The following is a 21992-nucleotide window of genomic DNA, read 5'->3' as shown; positions in this document are numbered from 1 at the left end:
TGGTGCAAGTGGCCCTAGGGGCTGGGACTGCCCTGCGCTCCAATAATTTCGACGCATTCAGGCTGCTGGCAGCCTTGCTGGTCATCTGGAGCCACCAGTTCGCGGTCCTTGGGTTACCGATCCCAAAGCTGCTTTACGACGAGCCTGGGGCCGTGGGCGTCGTCATCTTTTTTGCCATCAGCGGCTATCTGGTGACGCTATCCTGGCTGGCAGATCCCCATCTGGGTCGATTCGCTACTCGCAGGGTGCTGCGTATATGGCCGGGTCTGACCGTGGCTGTGGCCCTGTGTGCCCTGGTGCTGGGGCCGCTGGTGAGTTCGATCCCCTTGAGGGTGTATCTGGAGCAGCCGCTGACCTGGGGATATTTCAGCAATCTCTGGCTGCAGATTCGATATGAGCTGCCTGGCGTATTCGAGATGAATGTGATCCGCGCCGCAGTCAACGGGCCGCTGTGGACCATTCCACTGGAGGTCGGCTGCTATGTGATGCTGGCTGTGGCGGGCGCTCTGGGCTTGCTGCGTTGGCGCTATACCGCACCCTTGGTCTTTGTGGCATTGATGGTGGCGCTGTGGCGGCGTTACAGCATCGAGCCTGGCGAGCCCATTCCTGAATGGTCGTTCGCGCTGCAGTATGCGATGGTGTTCTCGCTTGGCGCCACGCTGGCGTGCTGGCGCCATCTCTGGATCTCCCGGCGGATGCTGGCCCTTGCCTTATTGCTGGCCGGCTGCGTGCTGCTGCATGCCAAAGGACCTCTGATCCTGGTGCTGCAAGCGCCTTTGCTGGCAATGGCCGTGCTCGCGGTGATACTGGGCTCCGCCAGCACACCCCTGCTGCGACAAGCTGGTCGCTTTGGTAATTTGTCTTACGGCCTGTACATTTACGCCTTTCCCGTTCAACAGACAGTGGTCTGGTACTTTTCAGGCCGGATCGGTTTTGGAGCGGCGCTGGCCTGCAGTCTTGTGGGGGCTGGCCTATTGGCGATGCTGTCCTGGCACCTTGTTGAAAAGAAGGCGCTGGTCTTCAAGCCACGCAAGCCGGCTGTCTCATCCTCCCTCGATATTCCTGCGCATCTGTCCTCCTGATGGCCATGCGCTGTCCCTGGTTTTCTCATGGCCCTCAAATCCACCATCTTCAAGGCGAACCTGTCCATCGCCGACATTGACCACGGCTACTACGCCGACCATGCGCTGACCCTGGCTCGCCATCCCAGCGAAACGGACGAGCGCATGATGGTGCGCCTTGTGGCCCTGGCCCTCAATGCCCACCAGCTCAGCGACATGTGCAACGGCGACGGCACGCTGGCCTTTGGCGCGGGCCTGTCCGATCCCGAGGACCCCGATGTCTCGCTGACCGACTTCACGGGAGCCAAGCGCCTGTGGATCGAGGTCGGCCAGCCCGAGGAAAAGCCCATCGCCAAGGCATGCAACAAGTCCGATGCCGTAGTGCTCTACGCCTTCCACCATGCGGCGGAAGTCTGGTGGAAAGGCCTGGAAGGCAAGCTGGCACGACTGAACAAGCTGCAGGTCTGGCGGATTCCCTCCGAAACCTCCCAGTCGCTGGCGGAGCTGGCCGAGCGCAGCATGCAACTGCAGGCCACCATCCAGGAAGGCGCATTGACGCTCAGCAGCAATCTAGGCACGGTCTTCATCGAGCCGCTGCGCTGGAAGTAGCCGGGCACTGGCCCAAGCAAGCCACTGTCTCAGTCAGGCAACTGCATCCGGACGGCCTGGGCGAAGGACTCCACCGTCCAGCCCGCGCCCAGCAGCATGCGGCGAGTGGACAGCCGGTCCATGACATCGTCGGGCACATTGCAGCCCAGATGGATCAGCGACTTGCTCTCCGTGATGCCCACATAGCGGCCGTCATAGCTGCGCGCCAGATGGTTCCACAGGCCGTGGGCACCCGGCGACTGGCGTGCGCCGCTGACGAGGCAGGTGCCCGTATCGAGCACGCTGCGGTAGACGGCGCTGGCGATGCCGCGCCGCTGGTAGTCCGGCGCAAAGCGCGAATGGGGCGAGCGCACGCGGCGGTCGGTGCGCTTGTCCACTTCGACCAGGCGATTGAACACCGTGTAGCCGGCCAGGCAGCGCCGCTCCATATCCTCCACGTAGGCAAACCATTCGCCGTCGGCCTCCCGCCAGTGCAGCTGGAACTGCGGATCGTGAAGCGGACGTCGCTCCAGGCCGTGCAGCTTGTTGCCGGGCTGGTACAGGCGCTCATGAATGGCTTCGAGCTCGCCCTCCACCAGCGGCTGCATCACGTCGATGCGCAGTTCGGTGACGTGGTGCGGCCGCAAGCGGGCCGAGGCGCGATGCGCCACGGCATCACGCAGATGGCGCCAGAGGGAGGAAAACGAGGGCCCGGCTGGGGCAAAGGCTAGACAGGTCACGGCAAAGCTCGCTTTGTCGGCAGGCCTTGTGGCCCGGCAGACGCGTGAAAACCCAACCGCCTTCAGTTTCAAGGTGAAGGCGGCGCAAGAAGAGCGGATTCAGTGAAGCGACGCTGCCCGGTTCCGCGCAGGGCAGCGCATCAAGACCGTGCGGCCTGTCTGGGGCCGATGTTCAGCCGCGCTGCATCGCGCTCGCGCAGGCGAGCGGCCGTGGCAGGCCAGGCCTTGCCGGCCGGCACGCGCGCGCTCCCCGCATCACTTGCCGTGAGGCGCATGCAGGGGCGGGGGCGGCGGTGGCTGGAAGCGGCGGTCTGCAGCATGGGGACTGATGTTAGGCCGCCTGCAACATCGCACTGGTTCGGTGCGATATACGGCAATCAGCCGGGTTTGCGCGATATGTCCGCGCGCTCGGCCGCACGCTCTGCATAGCGGGTAAAGCGCCAGGAGTCGCCTTCTGTCGTGATCCTGCGCCATACGGCACGCTTCTGTGGTGGCTCCATGGCGGTCCACATCTGCACTTCGTCGAAGCTGCGGCCACAACCCTTGCATTTCTCGTCGCCCTGGCTGGTGGAGCAGATGGCGATGCAGGGCGTATCGGGGGTGGTGTCGTACCAGGCCAGCCAGGCTGCCATGGCGTGCGAGGGAAAGCCCTCAACCTGCACTTCGGTCTCATGCCAGAAGATCATCAGCGCGTACACCTCGGCCAGGGCCCGTACTTCGGGCTGCAGCAGCACGCCGTCCGGGGACGGGTGGCGCTCTCGCCAGTAGTTGATGGCGGCTTCGATATCGGTTATGTGCAGTGCGGTCATGGACGGGCAAGGGGAAGGGACAGCGATGATAAGGCGCATGCCAGTCCTCGGCCGGGCACTGCTGCAACACTCCATCAACTTCAGGGTTGCTATGAATAGTGAAGCGTTGGGGGCAGATGTATAAAAGGAGTGCGGGATGTGTTGCTTGTGCTTTCCGTGGAATTGAAGGGTTTTTTCACTTGCGTGCCGCAGCGGCTTTGTGTTGCAATCCGCAGGTTCGAAGGGGAGTAGCTCTCTGCCGGCAGGGGTGGTTGCAAAGCCACCGCGCCGGCATCGGAATGGTCGTCAATACGAAGCGCAAGCTTCCGGCCTTCCGGGCTGCGGTGCATACCGCAGCCGAGCAAGACCTTTGATGGACCTGATGACGGTCGATCAAGGTGTTCTCCCCTGAGCCAGGCATGTCCTTGCCCGGGTAGGCGCTGTGTCGTCGCATCGGTCTTTCTGTGCTGGTGGGTGTTTCTCCAGGAGGGAGGAGTTTCCGCCGGCCGTACTCAACAGCGAGGACCTTATGGACTTGGACTTTCTGACTCACGCCCCGTTCTGGGTGGCCCTGGGCCAAATCATCATCATCGACATCCTGCTGGGCGGGGACAACGCGGTCGTGATCGCGCTGGCCTGCCGCAAGCTGCCGCCCGCGCAGCGCAAGAAGGGCATCATCTGGGGCACGGCTGGCGCCATCATCCTGCGCGTCATCCTGATCGCCTTCGCGATGACGCTGCTGGCGCTGCCCTTCCTGAAGTTTGTCGGCGCACTGCTGCTGGTGTGGATCGGTATCAAGCTGATTGCGCCTGATGAAGATGGCCATGACAACATCCAGGGCAGCGACAAGCTGCTGGCGGCCATCAAGACCATCATCGTCGCCGACCTGGTGATGAGCGTGGACAACGTGATCGCCATCGCCGGCGCCGCACAGAGCTCGGGCGAACACCAGCTGCTGCTGGTCGTGCTGGGTCTGTTGATCTCCATCCCCATCATCGTCTGGGGCTCGCAGCTCGTGATCAAGCTGATGGAGCGCTTCCCCATCATCATCGTGGCCGGCGGCATGCTGCTGGGCTGGATTGCCGGCGGCATGCTGGTCACCGACCCCGTCTTCGCCAATACGGAGAAGTGGGACTGGATGGTCAAGCTGCCCCAGACCGACATGCTCAAGTACGGTGCCAGCGTGTTCGGAGCCCTGCTGGTGCTGGCACTGGGCAAGTACATCGCTTCGCGCCGTCCTGCTCCCAAGGCGGATGCCCACGGAGCTTGATTTCCTGAAAAGTTGAGGTTGGCGCCGGGTTGGCCTGTCTGGCCTCCCGCGCCGATTCGCGACAATCCAGTGCAAGGGCGGCTTTGACCGCCCGCCTGTCCCACCCCGCAAACCCAGTTCGACAAGGACTTGCTTTGAACCCCATCATCGTCTACGTGGATGACGCTTCCTACGCTCTGCCTCTGGTCCAGGCCCTGGCCGCCTCGCCGCAGGCCCAGTCCTCGCACTGGTTGCTGGTGGCCTGCGCACCGCGCATAACCCACCGTGTCAGCAAATGGGTGAGCCACAGCGCACGCGAAAGCTGGCGCGGCAAGTGGGCCGACAAGCTGTTTGCCCAGTTGCTGCCGGTGTTCGGTGACAGTGCAGGCCGAATCACGCCGGTGCTGGCCAAGGGGCCGCTGGCCGAACTGGTGGCCCAGCTCCAGCAGGAGCATGGCGCGGCCCAGATCGTCGATGCGCGCCGCCCCAAGCAGGAAGCCACGGCCCCAGCCGTGGCGCCTGCAGCCCCGCTGGGCCGGCGCTGGAATCTTCCGGGAACGCTGGCGGCCATCGGCGCGCTGATGGGCCTGGTGTTCGAGGAAGCGATGGTCTAAAGGCTGGCATCTGCCTGGCTGCTCTGGTCAGGCGATCACTGTCAGGACGGCATCCCGGAAAACGGGATGCCGTTTTTCATGGAGTTCTCCGGTCCACGGTTCCCAGTGCGCCGCCTCAACCCGGATCTGCTGGCTGCTGCTATGCTGCCCGCATGAAAATCCTGATCAAATGGCTGCTCAGCGCCGGTGCCCTGCTGGTCGTGGCCTATCTCTATGGTGGCGTGCAGGTCAACAGCTTCAGCTCGGCCATGATCGCGGCGCTGGTCATCGGCCTGCTCAACGCGGTGCTGCGGCCCATCCTCGTGGTGCTGACGCTGCCCGTGACCATCGTGACGGTCGGGCTGTTTCTCTTCGTGGTCAACGGACTGATGTTCTGGGCAGCCTCGGGCCTGCTCAGCGGCTTTCATGTCGCGGGCTTTTGGGCGGCCATGCTGGGCGCGCTCATCTACTCGCTGCTGGGCCTGGCCATCGAGTCACTTCTCGCGCGCCTGTTCCCTTAGCAGCTCCTCCACGGCACGCAGCCGCGTGTCCACGATGGAGGCTTCAATGAAATCCACCTTGGGCCCGCCCTTGCGGGCCAGTTCCTGCGCTGCCTTGAAGCGATCCACCGCGGCCGCATAGTCGTAGTGCGCGACCTGGGCCTCGGCCTCGGCGCGCAGCGCGCGCAGCTCCTGGCCCTGAGAGCGCTGAACCTGGGCCAGCAGTTGCCAGGCGCTGGCATCGCGCGGGTGGTCCGTCACCCAGGTCTGCAGCGGGCCTGCCATGCTGGCGGCGCCCTGCTCGCGCAGCAGGATCTGCGTGCGCATCAGCAATTCCGGCCTGCGCACGGCGCGGTTTTCGACCACATTGACGGTGGCCAGGCTGGGGCCGCTTTCCGTTGTCTTGGCGGGGACGGATACCGTGGGACTAGCCTGGGCAGGTGCGGCTGCAGGCAGGTAAAGCGGTGGCAACGCCTGCAACGCGGCGCCGGGCTTGCCGGCTGTCAGCTCCAGTTCGGCCTGCAGCAGCTTGGCCTGCCGCAGGGCGCCGGGATCGGCGGCCGTGGCCGCTTGAAGGCGCTCGGACATTTCCCGCGCCTCGGCCCAATCGCGCAATTGCACGGCGCTCAGCGTGGCGGCATACAACTGTGCCACCTGCTGGGTCGGGGTTTGGCTGCCAAAGCTGGTGGAGCGCGGCAGCTCGGCCCACTGGCGCAGCACGTCCACGCCCGGGCGCGACAGCACGCGGGCCCGTGCGGCCATCATCACGTGTTCCAGGGAAGGGGCGGGCGCGGGCGCAACGCCGCGCGGCAGGCGTGAATGCATGTCGGCCATGCGCTCCGTGGTCAGCGGATGGCTGCGCAGATAGGGCCAGCTGCCGTTGTCATTGAGCCGATTGGCCTGCTGCAGCTTGTCGAACATGGTGACAAAGCCCTGCGGTGCAAAGCCCGCAGGCGCCATCAAGCCATAACCCATGCGATCGGCCTCGCGCTCCATGTCGCGAGAGAAGTTCAGCTGGTTCTGCACGGCCAGCGCCTGGCCGCCCATCATCATCGCCATGGCGGCATCGGGGCTGCGGCTGGCGGCCAGGGCGCCCAGGATCATCGATCCGATCATCAGCGGCGTCTGCTTGCCCTGCTGGGCAATGAGCCGCGCAATGTGGCGCTGCGTGACGTGGCTCAGCTCATGCGCCAGCACCGACGCCAGCTCGTCGCGCGTGCTGACCACTCCGATCAGTCCCAGGTGCACTCCCAGATAGCCGCCGGGCAGCGCAAAGGCGTTGACCGAGCGGTCCCGCCCCAGCAGGATCTCCCAGGCAAAGCGCTCTTCCAGCTCGTCCGACAGCTCGCCCCGCGTGCGCGCCGCATCGACCAGGTGCTGCCAGATGCCTTCCACATACTCCTGCAGTACCGCATCGTCGATGTAGTCCGGATCGCGGTACAGCGAGCGGATGATGCGGTCACCCAGGCGCCGCTCGTCACTGGTAGTCGTGGCTGCGCCATCGCCCAAGGTGGGCAGGCGCAACTGGGCCTGTGCGGGTGCATGCGTTGCGATGGTGAGAGAGGCCGCCAGCAGCTGCAGGCCAACGGCGATACGTGTCTTCAGGCGTGATGGGCGCATGGGCAGGTAAGAACCAAGGGGCCGGGCCCGTGCATAGTCACGGGGCGGTGGAACACCCCACTATGATGCCTCGGTTCGCCGAACGTTCATGGCGGGTTCGACCAGCGTGTCAGGACAGCCGTGGGCCGGCCAGTGCATTTTCAGGAGTTTCCATGTCTTCCCTCACCCACTTCGATGCCCAGGGCCAGGCCCACATGGTCGACGTCGGCGCCAAGCCCGCAACCCACCGCATCGCGGTCGCCGAGGGCCGCATCACCATGCAGCCCGAAACCCTGGCCATCATCCAGAGCGGCACGGCCAAGAAGGGCGACGTGCTGGGCATTGCGCGCATTGCTGGCATCATGGCAGCGAAGAAGACCAGTGACCTGATTCCTCTGTGCCATCCACTGGCACTGACGCGGGTGGCTGTGGAGTTTGAGTTGCTGCCCGAAACGTCGTCCGTCCGCTGTTTTGCCACCGTGGAGACCGTTGGCCCGACCGGGGTGGAGATGGAGGCGCTCACGGCCGTGCAGGTGGCCCTGCTCACGGTCTATGACATGTGCAAGGCGGTGGACAAGGGCATGGTGATGGAGGGGGTGAGGGTGTTGGAGAAGCATGGCGGGAAATCGGGCAGTTTCGTCGCATAGCGAAGCCAGGGCTGCCGAGACCTGATAAATCATCAGATGAGAAAAGGGAGCGGAGTTCATGAATACTGATTTGGCGCGGCAGCCTCATGCGGCCCTGGATATACTGTCAAGACATAAAAAGGCACGAAAAATAGAAGTTCTGCTCAATCTTTCAGATCACAAGGGAGTTCTGAAAGTTCTTGAGATTGGAACGGGTTCGGGATGGATAGCTAATTATTTTGGAAAGCATTCATCTCTGCAGTGTGAAGTGGTGGCTGTTGATATTTTTGATAATCGGCAAATATTTGAAGGTTATGAATATATCCAGGTCCAAGGAGTCAAGCTGCCTTTCGATCCCGAGAACTTCGATCTGGTCATTTCCAATCATGTCATAGAACATGTTGGGGAAGAGAATTTTCAGAAAGAGCATCTTGCGGAAATAGCGCGTGTCTTGCGCAAGAATGGAAAAGCATATATTGCGGTTCCCAATCGCTGGATGCTGAAAGAGCCACATTATCAGTTGAAATTCCTGAGCTGGCTTCCGCGGAGCTGGCGCACACCTTACCTCAGAATGATGGGGAAAGGGGATTTCTATGACTGTGAACCTTTGGAAATGAAGACTCTGGAAAGAATGATTTCTGGCTGTGGGCTATCATTTGAAAACATGTGCATCCAAGCATTGCGGAAAACTTTGGAATTAGAGAGGCCTGGTAAATTGGGAACCCGGATCATGGGCGTAATTCCTGATTGGCTGATAAAGCCATTGGTGCCGGCCATTCCCACCCTGATTTACCAAGTTCACCATGTCAAACTCAATGAGCATTAATTTCTCTTCAACTCTTGGAAGCCTCAAGGAAAAAATCTCCCATGGCTCTGTGCGCGTAGGTGTCTATGGACTGGGCTATGTAGGTCTGCCTCTTGCCCTGCGCTTCGCCGAGGTTGGCATCAAGGTTTTGGGCTTTGACATCGATGAAGCCAAGGTCCTTACCCTTGGCGAAGGCGGCTACATTGAACGCATCACTCCCGAGCAGATCGCACGTGCCCTGGAGCAGGGATTCGAGGCCACCACTGACTTTGCACGGACAGAAGCAATCGATGCCCTGATCATCTGCGTGCCCACGCCCCTGAACGTTCACCGCGAGCCCGACCTGAGCTTCATCATTGACACGGTGGAAGCGGCGCTGCCTCACATGCGTGAAGGTCAGCTGCTGAGCCTGGAGAGCACAACCTGGCCCGGCACGACGGACGAAGTGCTGGCACCGCGCCTTCGCAGCCGTGGACTGGAGCCTGGCGCCAATTGCGCCCTGGTGTTCTCTCCGGAGCGCGAAGACCCTGGCAATCCGCATTACGGCACCAAGGACATCCCCAAGGTGATCGGAGGGTGCACACCCAGTTGCCTGGAACTGGGCATGGCGCTGTACCAACATGCCATCCAGACCATGGTGCCCGTCAGCAGCACCAAGGCGGCTGAAATGACCAAGCTGCTGGAGAACATCCATCGCAGCGTCAACATCGGCTTGGTCAACGAGATGAAGATCGTGGCGGACAAGATGGGCATCAACATCCATGAAGTCATTGATGCAGCTGCCACCAAGCCCTTCGGCTTTGTTCCCTATCGACCCGGCCCCGGCCTCGGCGGCCACTGCATTCCCATCGACCCCTTCTACCTGACATGGAAGGCGCGTGAATATGGCGTGAACACGCGCTTCATTGAACTGGCCGGTGAAATCAACCACTACATGCCGCACTGGGTGGTGGGCAAGGTCGCCGATGCACTCAATGAACGGGGCAAGGCCGTCAAGGGGAGCCGTATATTGGTGCTGGGGCTGGCCTACAAGAAGAATATTGATGACACGCGGGAATCCCCAGCTGTGGAGATCATGGATCTATTGCAGGGCAAGGGGGCGCATGTTGAATACAGCGATCCACACGTTCCGGTGTTCCCGCGCAAGCGGGATTATTATTTCGATCTGAAATCCATACAGCTGACATCAGAGTCCGTGGCCATTTATGACTGTGTGGTGCTGGCTACGGATCATGACGGGTTTGATTATGAAAATCTGCTTGTAAATGCATCGCTGATAGTGGATACGAGGGGGCGGATGAAAGGAGGGGGAGAAACCGTGGTAGTAGCGTGAGGATGGTAAATCTCCATGACTGAAATGCAGTTTGGCTCTTAATTTTCTTCGGAAACTGAAGGATTGGAGGCCGCTGCGGCCTCGATTGTGGTAATTTATAAATTGGAAAGTCCCGGATCTTCTTCTGAATACATGGGAATTATCGTATTCTTTCCAGGCGTATACATCCGTGTCTTGATGCTCCAGGGGAAAAATGAATCATCAAGATAATCGGAGTTGATGGCATGGATACGTAATTGACTGGTATTGCGGCCTCCAGTAAATTCATAGATAAGTAATATAAATGTACAGGCGACCTCCTGAAACCATGCACACGCATAGCTATATGGTTTGGCTTGCTGCAAGATGAGAACAATGCCCCCATCGCCCGATTTAACGCCTCCACCGCGGCCTACCCGCTTCTTGATCGTGACTCGCAATCTTCCTCCGCTGGTGGGCGGTATGGAGCGGCTCAACTGGCATATGGCACAAGAGCTTTCCGGCCGCGGTGAGGTGCATGTGGTTGGACCGCAGGGAGCTGCCGCGCTCTGTCCTCCTGGTGTGCAATGCACGGAGGTACCGCTGCAGCCACTATGGAAATTTCTCGCATGCTCCACCGCCAAAGCCTTGTGCGTGGCCAAGAGCTGGAAGCCGGACAGGATACTGGCCGGCAGCGGCTTGACGGCTCCCGCGGCCTGGCTGTCCGCACGTGCTGTCGGCTCTCTGGCTAGCGTCTACCTGCATGGTTTGGACGCTGCCGTTCGGCACCCCATTTATCAGGCGATCTGGCATCCGGTGATCCGCCGTATGGACAACGTGATCGTCAACAGCAGGCCCACAGCCGATCTGGCACGGGCTATCGGCGTGGATCCACAGCGTGTGTCCGTGGTACATCCCGGGGTCCAGCTGCCGCACGAGCCTCAGCCAAGACACATGCTCTGCGATTTTCGAAAGCGGCATAGTTTGGGAAAGGCAAGAATTCTCATCTCTGTAGGCCGCTTGACTACGAGAAAGGGATTGCGAGAGTTTGTGGAAAAATCTTTGCCAGCGATCATAAAGCAGCAGCCTGATACATTGTTAATGGTAATAGGGGATGCTCCCGATAATTCACTTCACGCTACTGTTCAAACGCGGGAGAGCATTCAGGCAGTTGCTGATGCAGCAGGAATAGGGGAGAAAATAAGATTCTTAGGGATGATTACAGATCCTGTAGAATTGGCCGCCGCTTACGAATGCGCTGCCTTGCATGTATTCCCCGTTCGCAGTTTAGTAGGCGATCCTGAGGGATTTGGAATGGTTGCGGTTGAGGCTGCGGCACATGGCGTGCCCACGGTTGCTTTTGCTACAGGGGGTGTTGTCGATGCAGTTGCTCATGGCTGTTCTGGATATCTAGTCGAATCGGATGATTATGCTTCTTTTTCCAAGAAAGTGCTGGAGATATTGGCCGAATCTTCCAGCTTGTGGGAAGTAAAGGCGAAGTCATTTTCGGAGAGTTTCTCTTGGGAAAAATTTGGAGAAAAAATATACCTTTCACTAACTTCAGAAGTTAGAATCAGTAATAGTCATACTAGGAAATAGTGTGAAATTAAATGATTTTCTTTTTGGTATTATTCGATGGAAGCCGGGAAAATTGGCGTGGCACAGCTCGGTATTGCTGGCGTGGATGTTGTTACGCGCTGCCACTCAGGCAGCGACGGTATTTGCGTTGGCTCATATAATCGGGCCTGTTGACTATGGGAAATTTGTATCAGTATTGGCAGTGGCTGGGTTTTTGTTGCCATTCGTTGGTTTAGGTTTATCAAATTTGGTTTTGAGAAACGGTGCAAGAGATTATCAGAGTTTGCGGTTTTACTTTCGCTATGCAGCTTATTGGTGGCTTTTGACGCTGTTGCCGTTGACGTTGCTTTCAATTATTATTTTTGAGTGGTTGGTGCCTGATGGATTGCCAACTTTTGCCGCATATGCTGCTATTTTTATTGAGATGTGCGCTATCTCGCTTACTGAATTGTGTGCACGCTACAAGCAAGCGGTAAACAAAATTGGAGAATATGGTGCGATTAATGCCGGTTTGCCATTAATTCGCCTGATGCTTCTGTATATTTTATTGGTAATTTTTGAGCCTAATGTTGAAAGTGTCTTGTGGCTATATGCTGCAAGTGGTCTGCTTTATATTTTTCTATTGAAAATATCTTTCAAAATTGAAATTGACAGGAAACTATCGCAAGGATCCGAGCCCATGCCAGTTACTGGCGGGCTACCTCTGAGTCTCTCTGCCTTTGCTATGCGAGTGCAGGGGGAATTTAACAAGCCTGTTCTGGCTCATGTCGGATTTGATTTGGTGGGTTCGTACAATATTGCGCAACGCACGTTGGAAATAGTGGTTATACCAATACAGGCGCTTCAAGAATCGCTGTGGCCACGCCTATATTCCTACTCTGATCCACTATGGTCGTTGAAGTATTTTGGGGCTGGGCTTTTGTTGTTTGCCTTGCTTTGTGGAGGGGGGATATGGTTGTGTGCTCCCTGGTTGAGTGTTGTATTTGGTGTTAAATATGAAGGTGCAATAGAAATTCTGAGGGTTATTGCATGGTTACCGGTGTTCCAGGTGATTCGGGCAATGATGAATTTCTGCGCAATTTACTATGGAATTACACACCAAATAGGTTGGTCTTGTTTGGCTGCAGCATTTGTCAATATCATTGGTGTTTCTCTATTGGTTCCACTCGTCGGTGTAAAAGGTGCGGTGGCGATGGCTTACATTTCAGAGCTTACAATGATAATCTGGTTGAGTTTTGGGGTCTGGAGTTTAATGGAGAGGCGGCGGAGGAGTTATGATTGATTTAATTAGAAATTCAAAAATATTACGTAAGCCTTTGCTGGTGATTACCAGGGCATTGCTTATGCCTTTGAAAGCTGGAATTCCAATCCTTCGCCGGGCTGCCTATGATGTAATGCCTATTCCATATTTGGTTGCAGGCTCACCGGAGAAGTTTATTATTTCAACAGCAGATAAAGTCATCGGACGAGAGATTTTCCTGCATGGTAAATTTGATTTTGAAAAAATGGAGGTGGCCCTCGCTATTCTCAAAAGAGAAAATAGGCCAACACCAAGACATCTGATAGATGTAGGTGCAAACATTGGCACTATTCTGATACCAGCATTGAAACGTGGATACTTCTCTTCGGCGATTGCTATAGAGCCTCATCCTGAGAATTTGTGCCTGCTGAAGGCCAACATTGAACTCAATGAGGTTGCCGAAAAGGTTGAAGTTTTTGAAATGGCCGTTGGAAGCAGGAAAGATGAGGATTTATTCCTGAAAATATCAGATACCAATAGTGGAAATCATTATGTATCTAATGTTGGTATCAGGATACATTCGACAAGGCTTGATGATCTGAATATCAATCTGGATAATGCTCTTCTGTGGATGGATATAGAAGGATATGAGGGGCATGCACTTCAGGGGGCGAGTGCATTGCTCGCAACTGGTGTACCGCTGGTTTCAGAGTTTAATCCGACTTATTTGTCTGCTTCTGGCGGTTTGGAAGTGTTTGTCGAAATTTTGAAAAATCGAAAAATATTCGACTTGAAACATCCTAATGAGATGGTTTCTTTTGAGTATTTGAGAAATCAATATAAAAAGGATTTTACGGATATCCTGGCGATTCCTATGTGAGCTCCAGATGCTTCTTGGCGGAAATGCTCGATAAGAATTCTCTGTACCATTCCGGTGATGGGCGTTCATGATTTATTGAGCCATTAGCGGAATTTATGATGGCATTTGCTATTGAATGGGGGTCATTTACGGGAAGTAATATCCCATATTTTCCATCTTCTAGAATTTCGGAAGGTCCATAGTTACAATCAGTGGATATGATGGTTGTTCCACTGAAAAGTGCTTCGACTAAAACAAGGCCAAATCCCTCATAGCGTGAACTTAGTATGAATGCTGTTGCGGCGCGCAGTTGGTGCAATGGATTTTCAGTGAACCCTGGTAGAGATATGTGGTTTGAAAGTCCGGCAGACTCTATTCTTTCTTCAAGCTGATTTCTCAATCCGCCGTTTCCAAAAATTATTAATCTTGCTTGAATAGTTTCGTTTGCAATCTTGAATCCATCAATGAGTGTGTCGAAACCTTTCTGATGCTCCAGCCGTCCAATGGCGACAAAGGTGGGCAATGAACTGGATGCAAGCCAGGGATGTAACGGTTTTTCTGACTGGGGCCAATCTATGTTATCGAAAACCGGATTTCTGATGGTGATGACTTCATCATCGTGCAATTTCAAATATTGTTTTGTGGCTTGAGATAAAGTTCTGGAGACACAAACGAATTTCGATTGCTTGGCCGACCATCTTGAAAGTGCTGGGCCAATAAGTTGATTTAGTTTGCTGGCATTTTTCCATTCTAACTCCAAATTATTTTCGTTTCTGATAATTAGAGTGGATTTCCATTTGTACATTCTTTGGGATAAGGCGGCGGCGATACCTGTCTGTATTCCGAAGCAAATAATTGCATCTGCTTGAGATGATGCTACTAGTTTTGATAGTGTGCGTATTCCGGATATTGGTTTATTGCAGGCAAAATCAATGATCTTTACGTTTTCCGGAAATGAGTAAGCTAGCTCTCCATTTTTTCTGGCTGTTGCAATTTTGATCTCACATCCAAGACCACTCATGCTTCTTGCTAGTAGTAATGCTACTTTCTCTGCGCCGCCACCTATTAAGGATGGGACAAAGAAGATTATTTTCTTTGGCTTTGCGGGGGGGGTCATTTGGCTGAAGTGGCTATTTAGAGTTCGGAAAATTTTTTTCACCTGAAAAGAAGTCGCTACTAGCTCTAAAAAATCCTTTCAGGGGTAATGTGCTTCTTAATCTGATTGAGCGTAATATTGCGCGAACTGTTAGTGTGAAGATCCTGAAAAATAAAGCTGCGCTGTATTTAATATTCTCTGGAAATAGCTCTCGTGCCAGAAGCCAATGCCCTCTATTTATGTGATATTCATAAAATAGTGAACCATTTTTTGCGCTTCCTGAGCCTTCGTGCACGGCAATACTATTTTTTACAACAGTGAAATTCTTTCTCAGCTGAATCATGGTGGCCCCCAGCATCACATCTTCGCCATAAAAGAAAAACTTCTCATTGAATAACTGTGAGCTAACAACCTTTGATGAAATCATCATACAGGCACCTGTGATATAAGGGAATGATCCTGGGATTCTGTGTCTAGTCAATAGGGCAAAATATCTGTTGTAGTAAAATAAAGGTGGACGAGGCGAGTGACCGGGTTCCGCGACTAGCGGAGCTGCAATATCTGCCCCAGCAGGGAGCGCTGAAATGAGATTTGCAAGTGAATTCGGCATCAGATGAGCATCTGAATTTATTAGTAATACCGAATCTTCCTTTCTTATATATTTGCTTGCAAGAGCAATGTTAACTCCTGCAGAGAATCCAAGGTTTTTACCATTGTCTAGGATTGCAACTGATACTTCTTTTTCTGAAATAGAATCCAGTCCTCGCTGCATCGCTGCTAGCGTAACTCCACCATCTTCTGAATTTTCGACAAGGATAATGCGTGAAATACCTTGATCAACAAGGGTTTCAAGGCATTTCAGGGTTTTCTCTGGTGTTCTGTAATTGAGAATCACTGCCACAATCTTTTTATGATTGTAAGTGCTCGGATCTAATATCTCTGTATATTTTTTCATAAGCATCTGTCATCGTGTTGAGGCTGAAACTGGATGCTATCGTTTTTCTTGAATTCTCGCCAAGTATCTTGCAAAAATCGGGATATAACGCTAGTTTTCTAATGGCAACTACAGCGGAATTTATATCATCTTGAGGAAAGAGAATGCCTGTTACTCCATTTGTCACCAGTTCGGGCAGAGAAGAGGCGTGTGCTGCGACAACGGGGAGACTGTTTACCATTGCTTCCATGACTGTTAGAGGTAGTCCTTCCAGTCGAGATGGGAAGATTAAAGCGTGTGCATTGATATAAGCCTGTTGTAGTTGCTCTTGGTTTAACCGGCCAACGCATTTGCAGTTTGAGGGAAGATTGATTTTCTTGTGGAGGCCATGCGCGTCTTCGGTATAGTAAAGTTCAAAATCCGGACCCAGCATTTGCATGATACCTGGCAGGAGATCGACTCCCTTCCTTTTCGACCAGTTGCCAACATATAGCAGACGGAATGGCTGGTGCGGATCATGGGCTTTAATGGCTGGCGATGGTGATATAGGTATTCCATTGGGGATGACTTGAATTTCTTTGGTCTGGAAGAATTCTTGTGTGCGGCACGCCGTATAGTGGCTGACCGCAATAGTTTTGTCTGCCCGGAGGAGTAGTGACTTCTCTGTTGGGCGGATCCAGTATTGGTGATAGAGGTGCTGAATCAGGCTTTTGTAAGGGCGCAGCGCCAGATCGTGCACACATAGGTGCATAGTTGCGACGATTGGAATGGATTTGGGTATAAACCGATCGTGAGTCCATGTATTTAGGTGGACTATATTGGCCCAGGCTGGTTTTTGCGGGATTTTTACCATCCAAGGAAAATATTCAGCATGGTGCGGCAGCCATGTGATCTCTGCACGGATTCCTCTTGCGTTGAGGGCGGAACAGAGTTGCAATGTGAAAACGTCTGTGCCCGTCCCGGTTTTAATTGCAAGGAACCAGACCCCAAGGTGATTTTGGTTGGTGGATAGGCTCAATCCCGTCCCCTATACATTAAGGCTGTTATTTGCTCAGATATCAAGCCCATGAGAAATACCATTACGCTGCCACTGTAGAGCAAGGCACTCATATTTGTGAAGCGACCATGATGCCACCATGTCCATCCGTACCAGCCGGACGCTAGAGCTAACATTGAAAATGCCACGGGGGCGAAAATCTTAAGAGGTGAAAATAGTGTGCCGATTTTAAATATGATGAGTAAGAATCGCGCGCCATCGCGAATTAGACGAATATGGCTTTTTCCCATACGTTGCGCCGCATGGATTGGTACATACGCTACCGAGTAGCCAGCACGGAAAAATGCCATCGTGCTTGTTGTAGGGTAGGAGAACCCGTTGGGTAAGAGATAAAGAAATTCGCGAAACTTGTCGGCGCGTACCGCTCTGAAGCCGGAAGTCAGATCTTCCACGCGATGGCCCGTCATCCACGATGCCAACCGGTTGTAAAACGCATTCGCGATGCCGCGTCCTAAGCTTGCTTGCGAACCTTTTTGTCTTGCACCTACCACCATATCATGGCCTTGGTGAATTTTCTCAAGCAGCCTTGCGATATCTGCTGGGTCATGCTGGCCATCGGCATCCATGAAAATTATAATTTCACCTTTGGCCGCTCGCGCTCCAGTTTTTATGGCCGCACCATTTCCTTTGCTATACGGGTGCTGCACTACATGGGCACCTGCCTGTTCGGCCAATTGTGCAGTATGATCGGTTGATCCGTCGCTCACGACAATTACTTCGGCATGGGCAACCTCCGATAGGATCTTTCGTACCGTATCGCTTACACTGAGAGCTTCATTCTTGGCTGGTAATACGATGCTGAGCTTCATTTGTGACCTGGCTTTATGGCTTGTATATCGAGGAGCAAGAGTTGGTTGAAGCGCTCGATTTCCTGTTCATAGCTTTCTCTTGATCTCTTAAGCGTTCTATTGGATTGCTGGGCATAGACATCCTTGGCTGCTTGCAATAGTTCCAGAGCTTCCTGAGGACGATTGGAGTTGCCCATGTCTGCCACCATGGGCAGCGCGGCATCAATGTCCTGATACTTCTCTATGGCCTGCTTGAAGCTGGTGGTTGCCTGCGCGTATTCTCCCTGACTCAGTAGCAAGCTGCCACGCAGGTAGGGCTCCAGACGGTTGAACAGTGGTACTGCCGTATAGCGTGGCAGACCGCGCATTACATCCAGCAGCTCAAGCATCTGCCGCCGGTACTCTGGGCGTGTGCCTGTTTCCTGCAAGCTGTCGACAATCATGCGTATGCCCAGCAGAGCCTGGGCGTCGAAACGCTGGTTCGGCAGTTGGCTTCTCACATTGGCAAAGTCCTGGGGAGTGGCTTCTTTGTGTAAGACCTTCTGAAGCAGCCATTGCATCGTCAAAAGCGAGCTTTGAGGGAGCCTCTCCGAGGCTTGTTCTAGGAGCTGGAAGCCTTTTTCTGGCTGATTGGACTTGAACATCTGCATGGCCAGATGGTTCTGAGCCCGCGGCGACAGGGGAGAGGCCACGGCCCAATAGTTCTGCAAGGCCTCTGTGTTTGACCATAGTGTGGCACGCTGCCAAGTCAGCAGGGCCAGCAGGGCCAACATGGCGCACAGCGTCGTGGCCGCGATGAACATGCTTTTCTTTTCAGCCAGCCATAGTAGTCCCATGACGATGGGCAGGAAAAGGAACAGCGCCGCAGCGTAGTTGCGGTGCTCGAAGTACAACTCCAAGCCCACGACCGTGGATTCGATGAGATGGGATACGAAAAAGAACAGTATGGCCAGAGCTACATAAGGCTGCTGTCGACGTAGTAGCAGCCCTGCGAGCAGCAGTATTGCCAACCCGACAAGGCTGGGCAGCGTGGTTGATGGGCTGAGCAGGCTGGTCGAGATTTCATAGCCGTCCTGAAACAGGCCCAGGCCTTCTATACGCGGGATGAACAGATGCTGCAGGTATTCCCAGACGATGCGGGGTTCGGTGAGCAAGCGTTCGACCTGGTTGAAAGGGCGGGCCGGCCACACATCGGGTGAGAAATTGATCTCCTTGCCAAGTGTCCAGAAAACGGCCAAGCTGGGCAGCCATAGAAAAATCAGGCGCCAGCGCCAGTCGGGGCGCTCAGTTTGCGTTGGTCCAGCAGCAACGGTCACGGGCCTGCACCATTCGACCAGCATGGCCAGCATGGGCAGCAAAATACCGTTCTCCTTGCTCAAGGTGGCGAGTAAGGTGCCCAGGCCCAGGGAAGCGCTCATCCAGAGATACCCCCCGATACGCCGGCGCCGCATCAGCAGGCGCCCATGCAGATAGCCCGCCAGTCCGGCTAGGGCGAACAGCGTTGCCAATTGCGCCATGCGCTGTACCACGTACAGCGTGGTGGAGACCATGTAGGGGTGTAGCAGCCAGAAGCCCATATTGAGGACGGCGCCCCAGCGGGCCTGCTCCTCCCGAACCCCATACAGCCGCAGCAGGTTCAGCGTCGTCCAGCACAGAAGCACGCCCGTCAGCAGGTGCAACAGCAAGTTGGTGCGCTTGAACGCAGCGGGGGCACTGGGCCAAAAATTGTCGTCCAGCAGAAAGCTGGCGAGAGAGACTGGGCGGCCCAGGGGGCCTGCGGAACCATGCAACACGAAAGCCCTGAAACTGTCCCAATTCTCCACCCCTCCACGTGCTCCCAACTCGGAGAGGTTCGGCATGTCATCGAATAGGAAACCGCCGTTTAGACCGGGCAGATAGCTTGCCAAGCATAGACCGATGAACAGCCAGAAAGCTAGGCACCATGCATTTCTTCTCAGCAAACTACTTTGTCCTTCTCAAAAAAAACTGCCCGCAATAGCGGGCAGTCGGATGCGCTGATTGCGCTGCTATACCGTCGTCAAAGGCTTAGCCGCGGCAAGAAGCAGGGTAAAACTTGAGAGGAGCGCCACCAGCACCGGGCTTGCACTTCCATTCGATCGAACCCACTCGAGTAATGGGGCTGAGAACCAAGGTCTTGCCCTGAATATCCTTGGTAATGCCAGTGCTCTTCATCCGGGCGGTAATAACGCCATCAGCAACGGAAACGTTGTTCACGTACTTGCCGGTAATGGTGTTTGCGGTTGCCAGTCCAGCGGCGCCATTGGTGGCCGGCCAAGCACCGTTGTTGGAATACGATTCAGTCACAGCACCCTTGGCGCCGCTGGCCAGAGTCATGGCCTCCGACATTTGGGCACGTGCCGTGTAATCCTGATAAGCCGGCAGCGCAACCGCTGCCAAGATGCCGATGATCGCCACAACGATCATCAATTCGATCAAGGTAAAACCTTGCTGGATGGAACGCTTCATGAACTTCTCCTCATAGGGGTTGATTGCATGCTCTACTGAGCAAGAGCCGTGCCAGTCGCTCCAGGGGGCCAAGGTCCAGGTCTATGTATGGTTTGGTTGCAACTGACACGGTTGGACGCCATTCTCTGACAAATTGATCCACTTGTTGTGACGTTTTTGTCAGAGATCGTGCGCTTGCTACAGACGTCACGCGAGGCTTGTCGGCGGGGTCGAGCTGGTTCCTCACGCCACCAGGAACTGCATCTGCGTGCCTGCCAGCTCCACCGTGTCTCCGTGCTGCAGTGGCATGGGGCGGCGGCCGATTTCCTGGCCGTTGAGCTTGAGGCTGAGGGCGTCACCTTCCAGCTGGGCGAGCACGAAGCCGTGGTGCTTCTGGGTGATGGAGGCGACGGCCACGCCGGGCTTGCCCAGGGTAGTGACGACTTTGACCAGCGGGACTTCGCGGCCGGCGGCGTTGCCGTTGAGCATGCGGATGGCAGCCTGGCGTGTGGCCAGGCCGGCCATCGAAGGCGGCAGGGTGTGGTCGAAGCCTGAGGGGGTCTGGGTGCTGAACTGCGATGGCAGGTCTTCCGCCAAGGGGGCTGGGCGGGTTGCCTCCACTGCTGCGGCAATGGCCGCCAGTGCCGAGCGCGAGGAGGCGCTGACCTGCTGCTGCACGAAGCGGATCTTGTACTTGCCGATGTCCAGCAGGTCGCCGTGGTTCAGGGTCTGGCGCAGTATGGGCTGGCCGTTGACATAGGTGCCATTGGTGCTGCGCAGGTCTTCGATGATGACGGCACCGTCGACGATGCTGAGCACGGCATGCTCCCCGCTGACCGCGAGGTTGTCGATGACGATGTCGTTGTAGGGGCGGCGTCCCAGCGTGGTGCGCTCCTTGGTCAGCTGCACTTCCTTGATGACGGCGCCGTCGATGGAGATGACCAGGGTCGGCATGCTCAAAATTCCTTTGTTATGCCCGGCTTGCACTGCACTGGGTGATCCGGAGCTGGGGTCTATCCAACTATTATGTCTGCGGCCCGGGCACGCCGGAGTCCGTCATCGTATTTGATACAGGCTATGGCTTGTCTTTGACCGATTGTTGGGTGCGCAATCATTTTTGACAATTGGAACCTGGGGTTTCTGCGCACGCAAGCGCGTCCATCGGATGGGTTCTGCCGTCGATCCCTGCGCTCTGTCTGGGCTCAATCGATGGCAGCGCAGGCGGCAGAGGGCGGGTTGGCCTGGAGTTCGATGAGCGCTGCGCTGATGTTGTCGTTTCCGCCTGCTTCATTGGCGGCCGTGAGCAGCGAGGTCAGCAGCACGGGCAGCGGGCTGGACTGCTTGAACAGTGCGGCAATGGCGTCGTCATCGAGCATGTCGGTTAGGCCGTCGGAGCACAGCAGGATGCGGTCGCCAGGCTGCAGCGGCCATTCATTGAAGTCGGGTGTGACGTCCTGGGTCACGCCCAGGGCCTGGGTGAGCAGGTGGCCCAGGCCGGACTGCCGGGCTTCGTGGTCCTGGATGCGGCCTGCATCGATTTCTTCCTGGAGCCAAGTGTGGTCCCGGGTCAGGCGCAGCAGTTGGCCATCGCGCCATCCATAGGCCCGCGAGTCGCCGAGGTGGGCCAGCATCAGCAGGCCGGGCAGCAAAGCGGCTGCGATGACGGTGGTGCCCATGCCGCGGCAGCCGGGTGTTTCCTGGGCGGCGGTGAGGATGGCGGCGTTGGCCAGGTTCAGGGCATTGGCAAGTGACTGCTGCAATTCCTGGCGGGCCTGCGGCGTGTTGGCCACGGGCGCCTCGGTGGTGGTGCTTTGCAGCGCCACGGATACCAGGCTGATGGCCATGGCGCTGGCGACTTCGCCGGCGTTGTAGCCGCCCATGCCATCGGCCAGCACGGCAATGGGCCAGGGCTGGGCGCTGGGGTGGATGGTGACGGCGTCCTCGTTGTTGTCACGGCGCCGGCCCACATCGGTGCGTGCAACCATGGCGCAGTACTGGGCAGGAGCTTGCTGCCGGGTGGGTTGGTCCGGGATTTTGGGGGCGCTGGGCATGGTGGCAAAGGACGGATTCGGCGGTGGTGCCATCAGTCCCTGGTGTGCAGATGCAATGGTGAAGACCGGTGCACAGCGTAAAT

Annotated in this window: 23 protein-coding genes; 11 read left to right on the top strand and 12 right to left on the bottom strand. The window is 55.9% G+C overall.

The annotated features are described in order from the left end of the window. The first annotated feature begins 2 nt into the window (after window positions 1–2). Window positions 3–1082 (top strand): acyltransferase family protein, encoded by a 1080-nt coding sequence (locus tag HFGMBDPB_RS08505; RefSeq protein WP_212645211.1) that lies wholly within the window; start codon window positions 3–5, stop codon window positions 1080–1082. Window positions 1083–1109: 27 nt separating this feature from the next. Continuing rightward, window positions 1110–1670 carry a YaeQ family protein gene (locus tag HFGMBDPB_RS08500; RefSeq protein ID WP_017404069.1) on the top strand — a complete coding sequence of 187 codons (561 nt, stop codon included), beginning with the start codon at window positions 1110–1112 and terminating at the stop codon, window positions 1668–1670. A gap of 29 nt (window positions 1671–1699) precedes the next feature. Here HFGMBDPB_RS08500 and HFGMBDPB_RS08495 read toward each other — a convergent pair whose 3' ends face one another. From HFGMBDPB_RS08495 to HFGMBDPB_RS08485, 3 genes are all read right to left on the bottom strand, one after another. Continuing rightward, window positions 1700–2389 carry a hypothetical protein gene (locus tag HFGMBDPB_RS08495; RefSeq protein WP_047328054.1) on the bottom strand — a complete coding sequence of 230 codons (690 nt, stop codon included), beginning with the start codon at window positions 2387–2389 and terminating at the stop codon, window positions 1700–1702. Window positions 2390–2529: 140 nt separating this feature from the next. Further along, complete coding sequence (locus tag HFGMBDPB_RS08490; protein WP_047328055.1) at window positions 2530–2709, bottom strand: hypothetical protein; 180 nt, start codon at window positions 2707–2709, stop codon at window positions 2530–2532. A gap of 57 nt (window positions 2710–2766) precedes the next feature. Then, a complete protein-coding gene (locus HFGMBDPB_RS08485) occupies window positions 2767–3198 on the bottom strand; it encodes a DUF3717 domain-containing protein (RefSeq protein WP_017404072.1) in 432 nt (143 codons plus the stop codon). Window positions 3199–3706: 508 nt separating this feature from the next. On the opposite strand from HFGMBDPB_RS08485, the gene HFGMBDPB_RS08480 reads away from it, so the two are divergent. The 3 genes from HFGMBDPB_RS08480 (at window position 3707) to HFGMBDPB_RS08470 (ending at window position 5540) form a co-directional block, all read left to right on the top strand. Beyond that, complete coding sequence (locus HFGMBDPB_RS08480; RefSeq protein WP_016449385.1) at window positions 3707–4447, top strand: TerC family protein; 741 nt, start codon at window positions 3707–3709, stop codon at window positions 4445–4447. Between the two features lie 134 nt (window positions 4448–4581). Beyond that, window positions 4582–5040, top strand: coding sequence for a hypothetical protein (locus HFGMBDPB_RS08475; RefSeq protein ID WP_016449386.1), 459 nt, complete (start codon window positions 4582–4584; stop codon window positions 5038–5040). Window positions 5041–5192: 152 nt separating this feature from the next. Then, on the top strand, window positions 5193–5540 hold the full coding sequence (locus HFGMBDPB_RS08470; protein WP_012202791.1) for a phage holin family protein: 348 nt from the start codon (window positions 5193–5195) through the stop codon (window positions 5538–5540). Here the strand turns inward: HFGMBDPB_RS08470 and HFGMBDPB_RS08465 are convergent. Then, entirely contained in the window at window positions 5514–7139 is a 1626-nt protein-coding gene (locus HFGMBDPB_RS08465) for a M48 family metalloprotease (RefSeq protein WP_047328056.1), read from the bottom strand. The genes HFGMBDPB_RS08470 and HFGMBDPB_RS08465 overlap by 27 nt on opposite strands. Window positions 7140–7291: 152 nt before the next feature. Between HFGMBDPB_RS08465 and moaC the strand changes: the two genes are divergently transcribed. From moaC to HFGMBDPB_RS08435, 6 genes are all read left to right on the top strand, one after another. Beyond that, window positions 7292–7765, top strand: coding sequence for a cyclic pyranopterin monophosphate synthase MoaC (gene moaC / locus HFGMBDPB_RS08460; protein ID WP_212645210.1), 474 nt, complete (start codon window positions 7292–7294; stop codon window positions 7763–7765). Window positions 7766–7823: 58 nt separating this feature from the next. Continuing rightward, on the top strand, window positions 7824–8570 hold the full coding sequence (locus HFGMBDPB_RS08455; protein ID WP_212645209.1) for a class I SAM-dependent methyltransferase: 747 nt from the start codon (window positions 7824–7826) through the stop codon (window positions 8568–8570). Next, window positions 8560–9882 carry a nucleotide sugar dehydrogenase gene (locus tag HFGMBDPB_RS08450; protein WP_212645208.1) on the top strand — a complete coding sequence of 441 codons (1323 nt, stop codon included), beginning with the start codon at window positions 8560–8562 and terminating at the stop codon, window positions 9880–9882. The genes HFGMBDPB_RS08455 and HFGMBDPB_RS08450 overlap by 11 nt, the downstream gene beginning before the upstream one ends. A gap of 408 nt (window positions 9883–10290) precedes the next feature. Further along, window positions 10291–11439 carry a glycosyltransferase family 4 protein gene (locus tag HFGMBDPB_RS08445; protein ID WP_349305363.1) on the top strand — a complete coding sequence of 383 codons (1149 nt, stop codon included), beginning with the start codon at window positions 10291–10293 and terminating at the stop codon, window positions 11437–11439. Between the two features lies 1 nt (window position 11440). Beyond that, window positions 11441–12700, top strand: coding sequence for a lipopolysaccharide biosynthesis protein (locus HFGMBDPB_RS08440; protein WP_212645206.1), 1260 nt, complete (start codon window positions 11441–11443; stop codon window positions 12698–12700). Beyond that, complete coding sequence (locus tag HFGMBDPB_RS08435) at window positions 12693–13538, top strand: FkbM family methyltransferase (protein ID WP_212645205.1); 846 nt, start codon at window positions 12693–12695, stop codon at window positions 13536–13538. Before HFGMBDPB_RS08440 ends, HFGMBDPB_RS08435 begins: the two co-directional genes overlap by 8 nt. Here HFGMBDPB_RS08435 and HFGMBDPB_RS08430 read toward each other — a convergent pair. From HFGMBDPB_RS08430 to HFGMBDPB_RS08395, 8 genes are all read right to left on the bottom strand, one after another. Next, window positions 13531–14634 (bottom strand): glycosyltransferase, encoded by a 1104-nt coding sequence (locus HFGMBDPB_RS08430; protein WP_212645204.1) that lies wholly within the window; start codon window positions 14632–14634, stop codon window positions 13531–13533. The genes HFGMBDPB_RS08435 and HFGMBDPB_RS08430 overlap by 8 nt on opposite strands. 13 nt (window positions 14635–14647) lie before the next feature. Then, a complete protein-coding gene (locus HFGMBDPB_RS08425; protein ID WP_212645203.1) occupies window positions 14648–15568 on the bottom strand; it encodes a glycosyltransferase family 2 protein in 921 nt (306 codons plus the stop codon). Then, complete coding sequence (locus tag HFGMBDPB_RS08420) at window positions 15522–16565, bottom strand: glycosyltransferase family 4 protein (RefSeq protein ID WP_212645202.1); 1044 nt, start codon at window positions 16563–16565, stop codon at window positions 15522–15524. The genes HFGMBDPB_RS08425 and HFGMBDPB_RS08420 overlap by 47 nt, the downstream gene beginning before the upstream one ends. Next, a complete protein-coding gene (locus HFGMBDPB_RS08415; protein WP_212645201.1) occupies window positions 16562–17413 on the bottom strand; it encodes a glycosyltransferase family 2 protein in 852 nt (283 codons plus the stop codon). The genes HFGMBDPB_RS08420 and HFGMBDPB_RS08415 overlap by 4 nt, the downstream gene beginning before the upstream one ends. Further along, window positions 17410–19251, bottom strand: a complete 1842-nt coding sequence (locus tag HFGMBDPB_RS08410; protein ID WP_212645200.1) for a tetratricopeptide repeat protein — start codon at window positions 19249–19251, stop codon at window positions 17410–17412. Before HFGMBDPB_RS08410 ends, HFGMBDPB_RS08415 begins: the two co-directional genes overlap by 4 nt. A gap of 187 nt (window positions 19252–19438) precedes the next feature. Continuing rightward, window positions 19439–19879 carry a pilin gene (locus HFGMBDPB_RS08405; protein ID WP_212645199.1) on the bottom strand — a complete coding sequence of 147 codons (441 nt, stop codon included), beginning with the start codon at window positions 19877–19879 and terminating at the stop codon, window positions 19439–19441. 222 nt (window positions 19880–20101) lie between these two features. After that, window positions 20102–20812, bottom strand: a complete 711-nt coding sequence (locus tag HFGMBDPB_RS08400) for an FHA domain-containing protein (protein WP_017405118.1) — start codon at window positions 20810–20812, stop codon at window positions 20102–20104. Between the two features lie 248 nt (window positions 20813–21060). Then, the gene (locus tag HFGMBDPB_RS08395; protein ID WP_047474588.1) at window positions 21061–21843 is read right to left on the bottom strand and encodes a PP2C family protein-serine/threonine phosphatase; all 783 of its coding nucleotides are present in this window, start codon (window positions 21841–21843) and stop codon (window positions 21061–21063) included. Window positions 21844–21992 lie beyond the last annotated feature (149 nt).

This window comes from Delftia sp. PE138 (assembly GCF_018320755.1).
In the GTDB taxonomy this organism is placed as follows: domain Bacteria; phylum Pseudomonadota; class Gammaproteobacteria; order Burkholderiales; family Burkholderiaceae_C; genus Comamonas; species Comamonas tsuruhatensis.
This window is presented reverse-complemented; position numbering and strand designations above follow the sequence as displayed.

What these genes read in the sequence shown, in the direction of transcription:
- HFGMBDPB_RS08500 (WP_017404069.1), top strand. Translation starts at nt 1,110, where the DNA reads ATGGCCCTCAAATCCACCATCTTCAAGGCGAACCTGTCCATCGCCGAC.
- HFGMBDPB_RS08490 (WP_047328055.1), bottom strand. Translation starts at nt 2,709, where the DNA reads ATGCTGCAGACCGCCGCTTCCAGCCACCGCCGCCCCCGCCCCTGCATG.
- HFGMBDPB_RS08485 (WP_017404072.1), bottom strand. Translation starts at nt 3,198, where the DNA reads ATGACCGCACTGCACATAACCGATATCGAAGCCGCCATCAACTACTGG.
- HFGMBDPB_RS08480 (WP_016449385.1), top strand. Translation starts at nt 3,707, where the DNA reads ATGGACTTGGACTTTCTGACTCACGCCCCGTTCTGGGTGGCCCTGGGC.
- HFGMBDPB_RS08470 (WP_012202791.1), top strand. Translation starts at nt 5,193, where the DNA reads ATGAAAATCCTGATCAAATGGCTGCTCAGCGCCGGTGCCCTGCTGGTC.
- HFGMBDPB_RS08465 (WP_047328056.1), bottom strand. Translation starts at nt 7,139, where the DNA reads ATGCGCCCATCACGCCTGAAGACACGTATCGCCGTTGGCCTGCAGCTG.
- moaC (WP_212645210.1), top strand. Translation starts at nt 7,292, where the DNA reads ATGTCTTCCCTCACCCACTTCGATGCCCAGGGCCAGGCCCACATGGTC.
- HFGMBDPB_RS08455 (WP_212645209.1), top strand. Translation starts at nt 7,824, where the DNA reads ATGAATACTGATTTGGCGCGGCAGCCTCATGCGGCCCTGGATATACTG.
- HFGMBDPB_RS08450 (WP_212645208.1), top strand. Translation starts at nt 8,560, where the DNA reads ATGAGCATTAATTTCTCTTCAACTCTTGGAAGCCTCAAGGAAAAAATC.
- HFGMBDPB_RS08435 (WP_212645205.1), top strand. Translation starts at nt 12,693, where the DNA reads ATGATTGATTTAATTAGAAATTCAAAAATATTACGTAAGCCTTTGCTG.
- HFGMBDPB_RS08430 (WP_212645204.1), bottom strand. Translation starts at nt 14,634, where the DNA reads ATGACCCCCCCCGCAAAGCCAAAGAAAATAATCTTCTTTGTCCCATCC.
- HFGMBDPB_RS08425 (WP_212645203.1), bottom strand. Translation starts at nt 15,568, where the DNA reads ATGAAAAAATATACAGAGATATTAGATCCGAGCACTTACAATCATAAA.
- HFGMBDPB_RS08415 (WP_212645201.1), bottom strand. Translation starts at nt 17,413, where the DNA reads ATGAAGCTCAGCATCGTATTACCAGCCAAGAATGAAGCTCTCAGTGTA.
- HFGMBDPB_RS08410 (WP_212645200.1), bottom strand. Translation starts at nt 19,251, where the DNA reads ATGCCGAACCTCTCCGAGTTGGGAGCACGTGGAGGGGTGGAGAATTGG.
- HFGMBDPB_RS08405 (WP_212645199.1), bottom strand. Translation starts at nt 19,879, where the DNA reads ATGAAGCGTTCCATCCAGCAAGGTTTTACCTTGATCGAATTGATGATC.
- HFGMBDPB_RS08400 (WP_017405118.1), bottom strand. Translation starts at nt 20,812, where the DNA reads ATGCCGACCCTGGTCATCTCCATCGACGGCGCCGTCATCAAGGAAGTG.
- HFGMBDPB_RS08395 (WP_047474588.1), bottom strand. Translation starts at nt 21,843, where the DNA reads ATGGTTGCACGCACCGATGTGGGCCGGCGCCGTGACAACAACGAGGAC.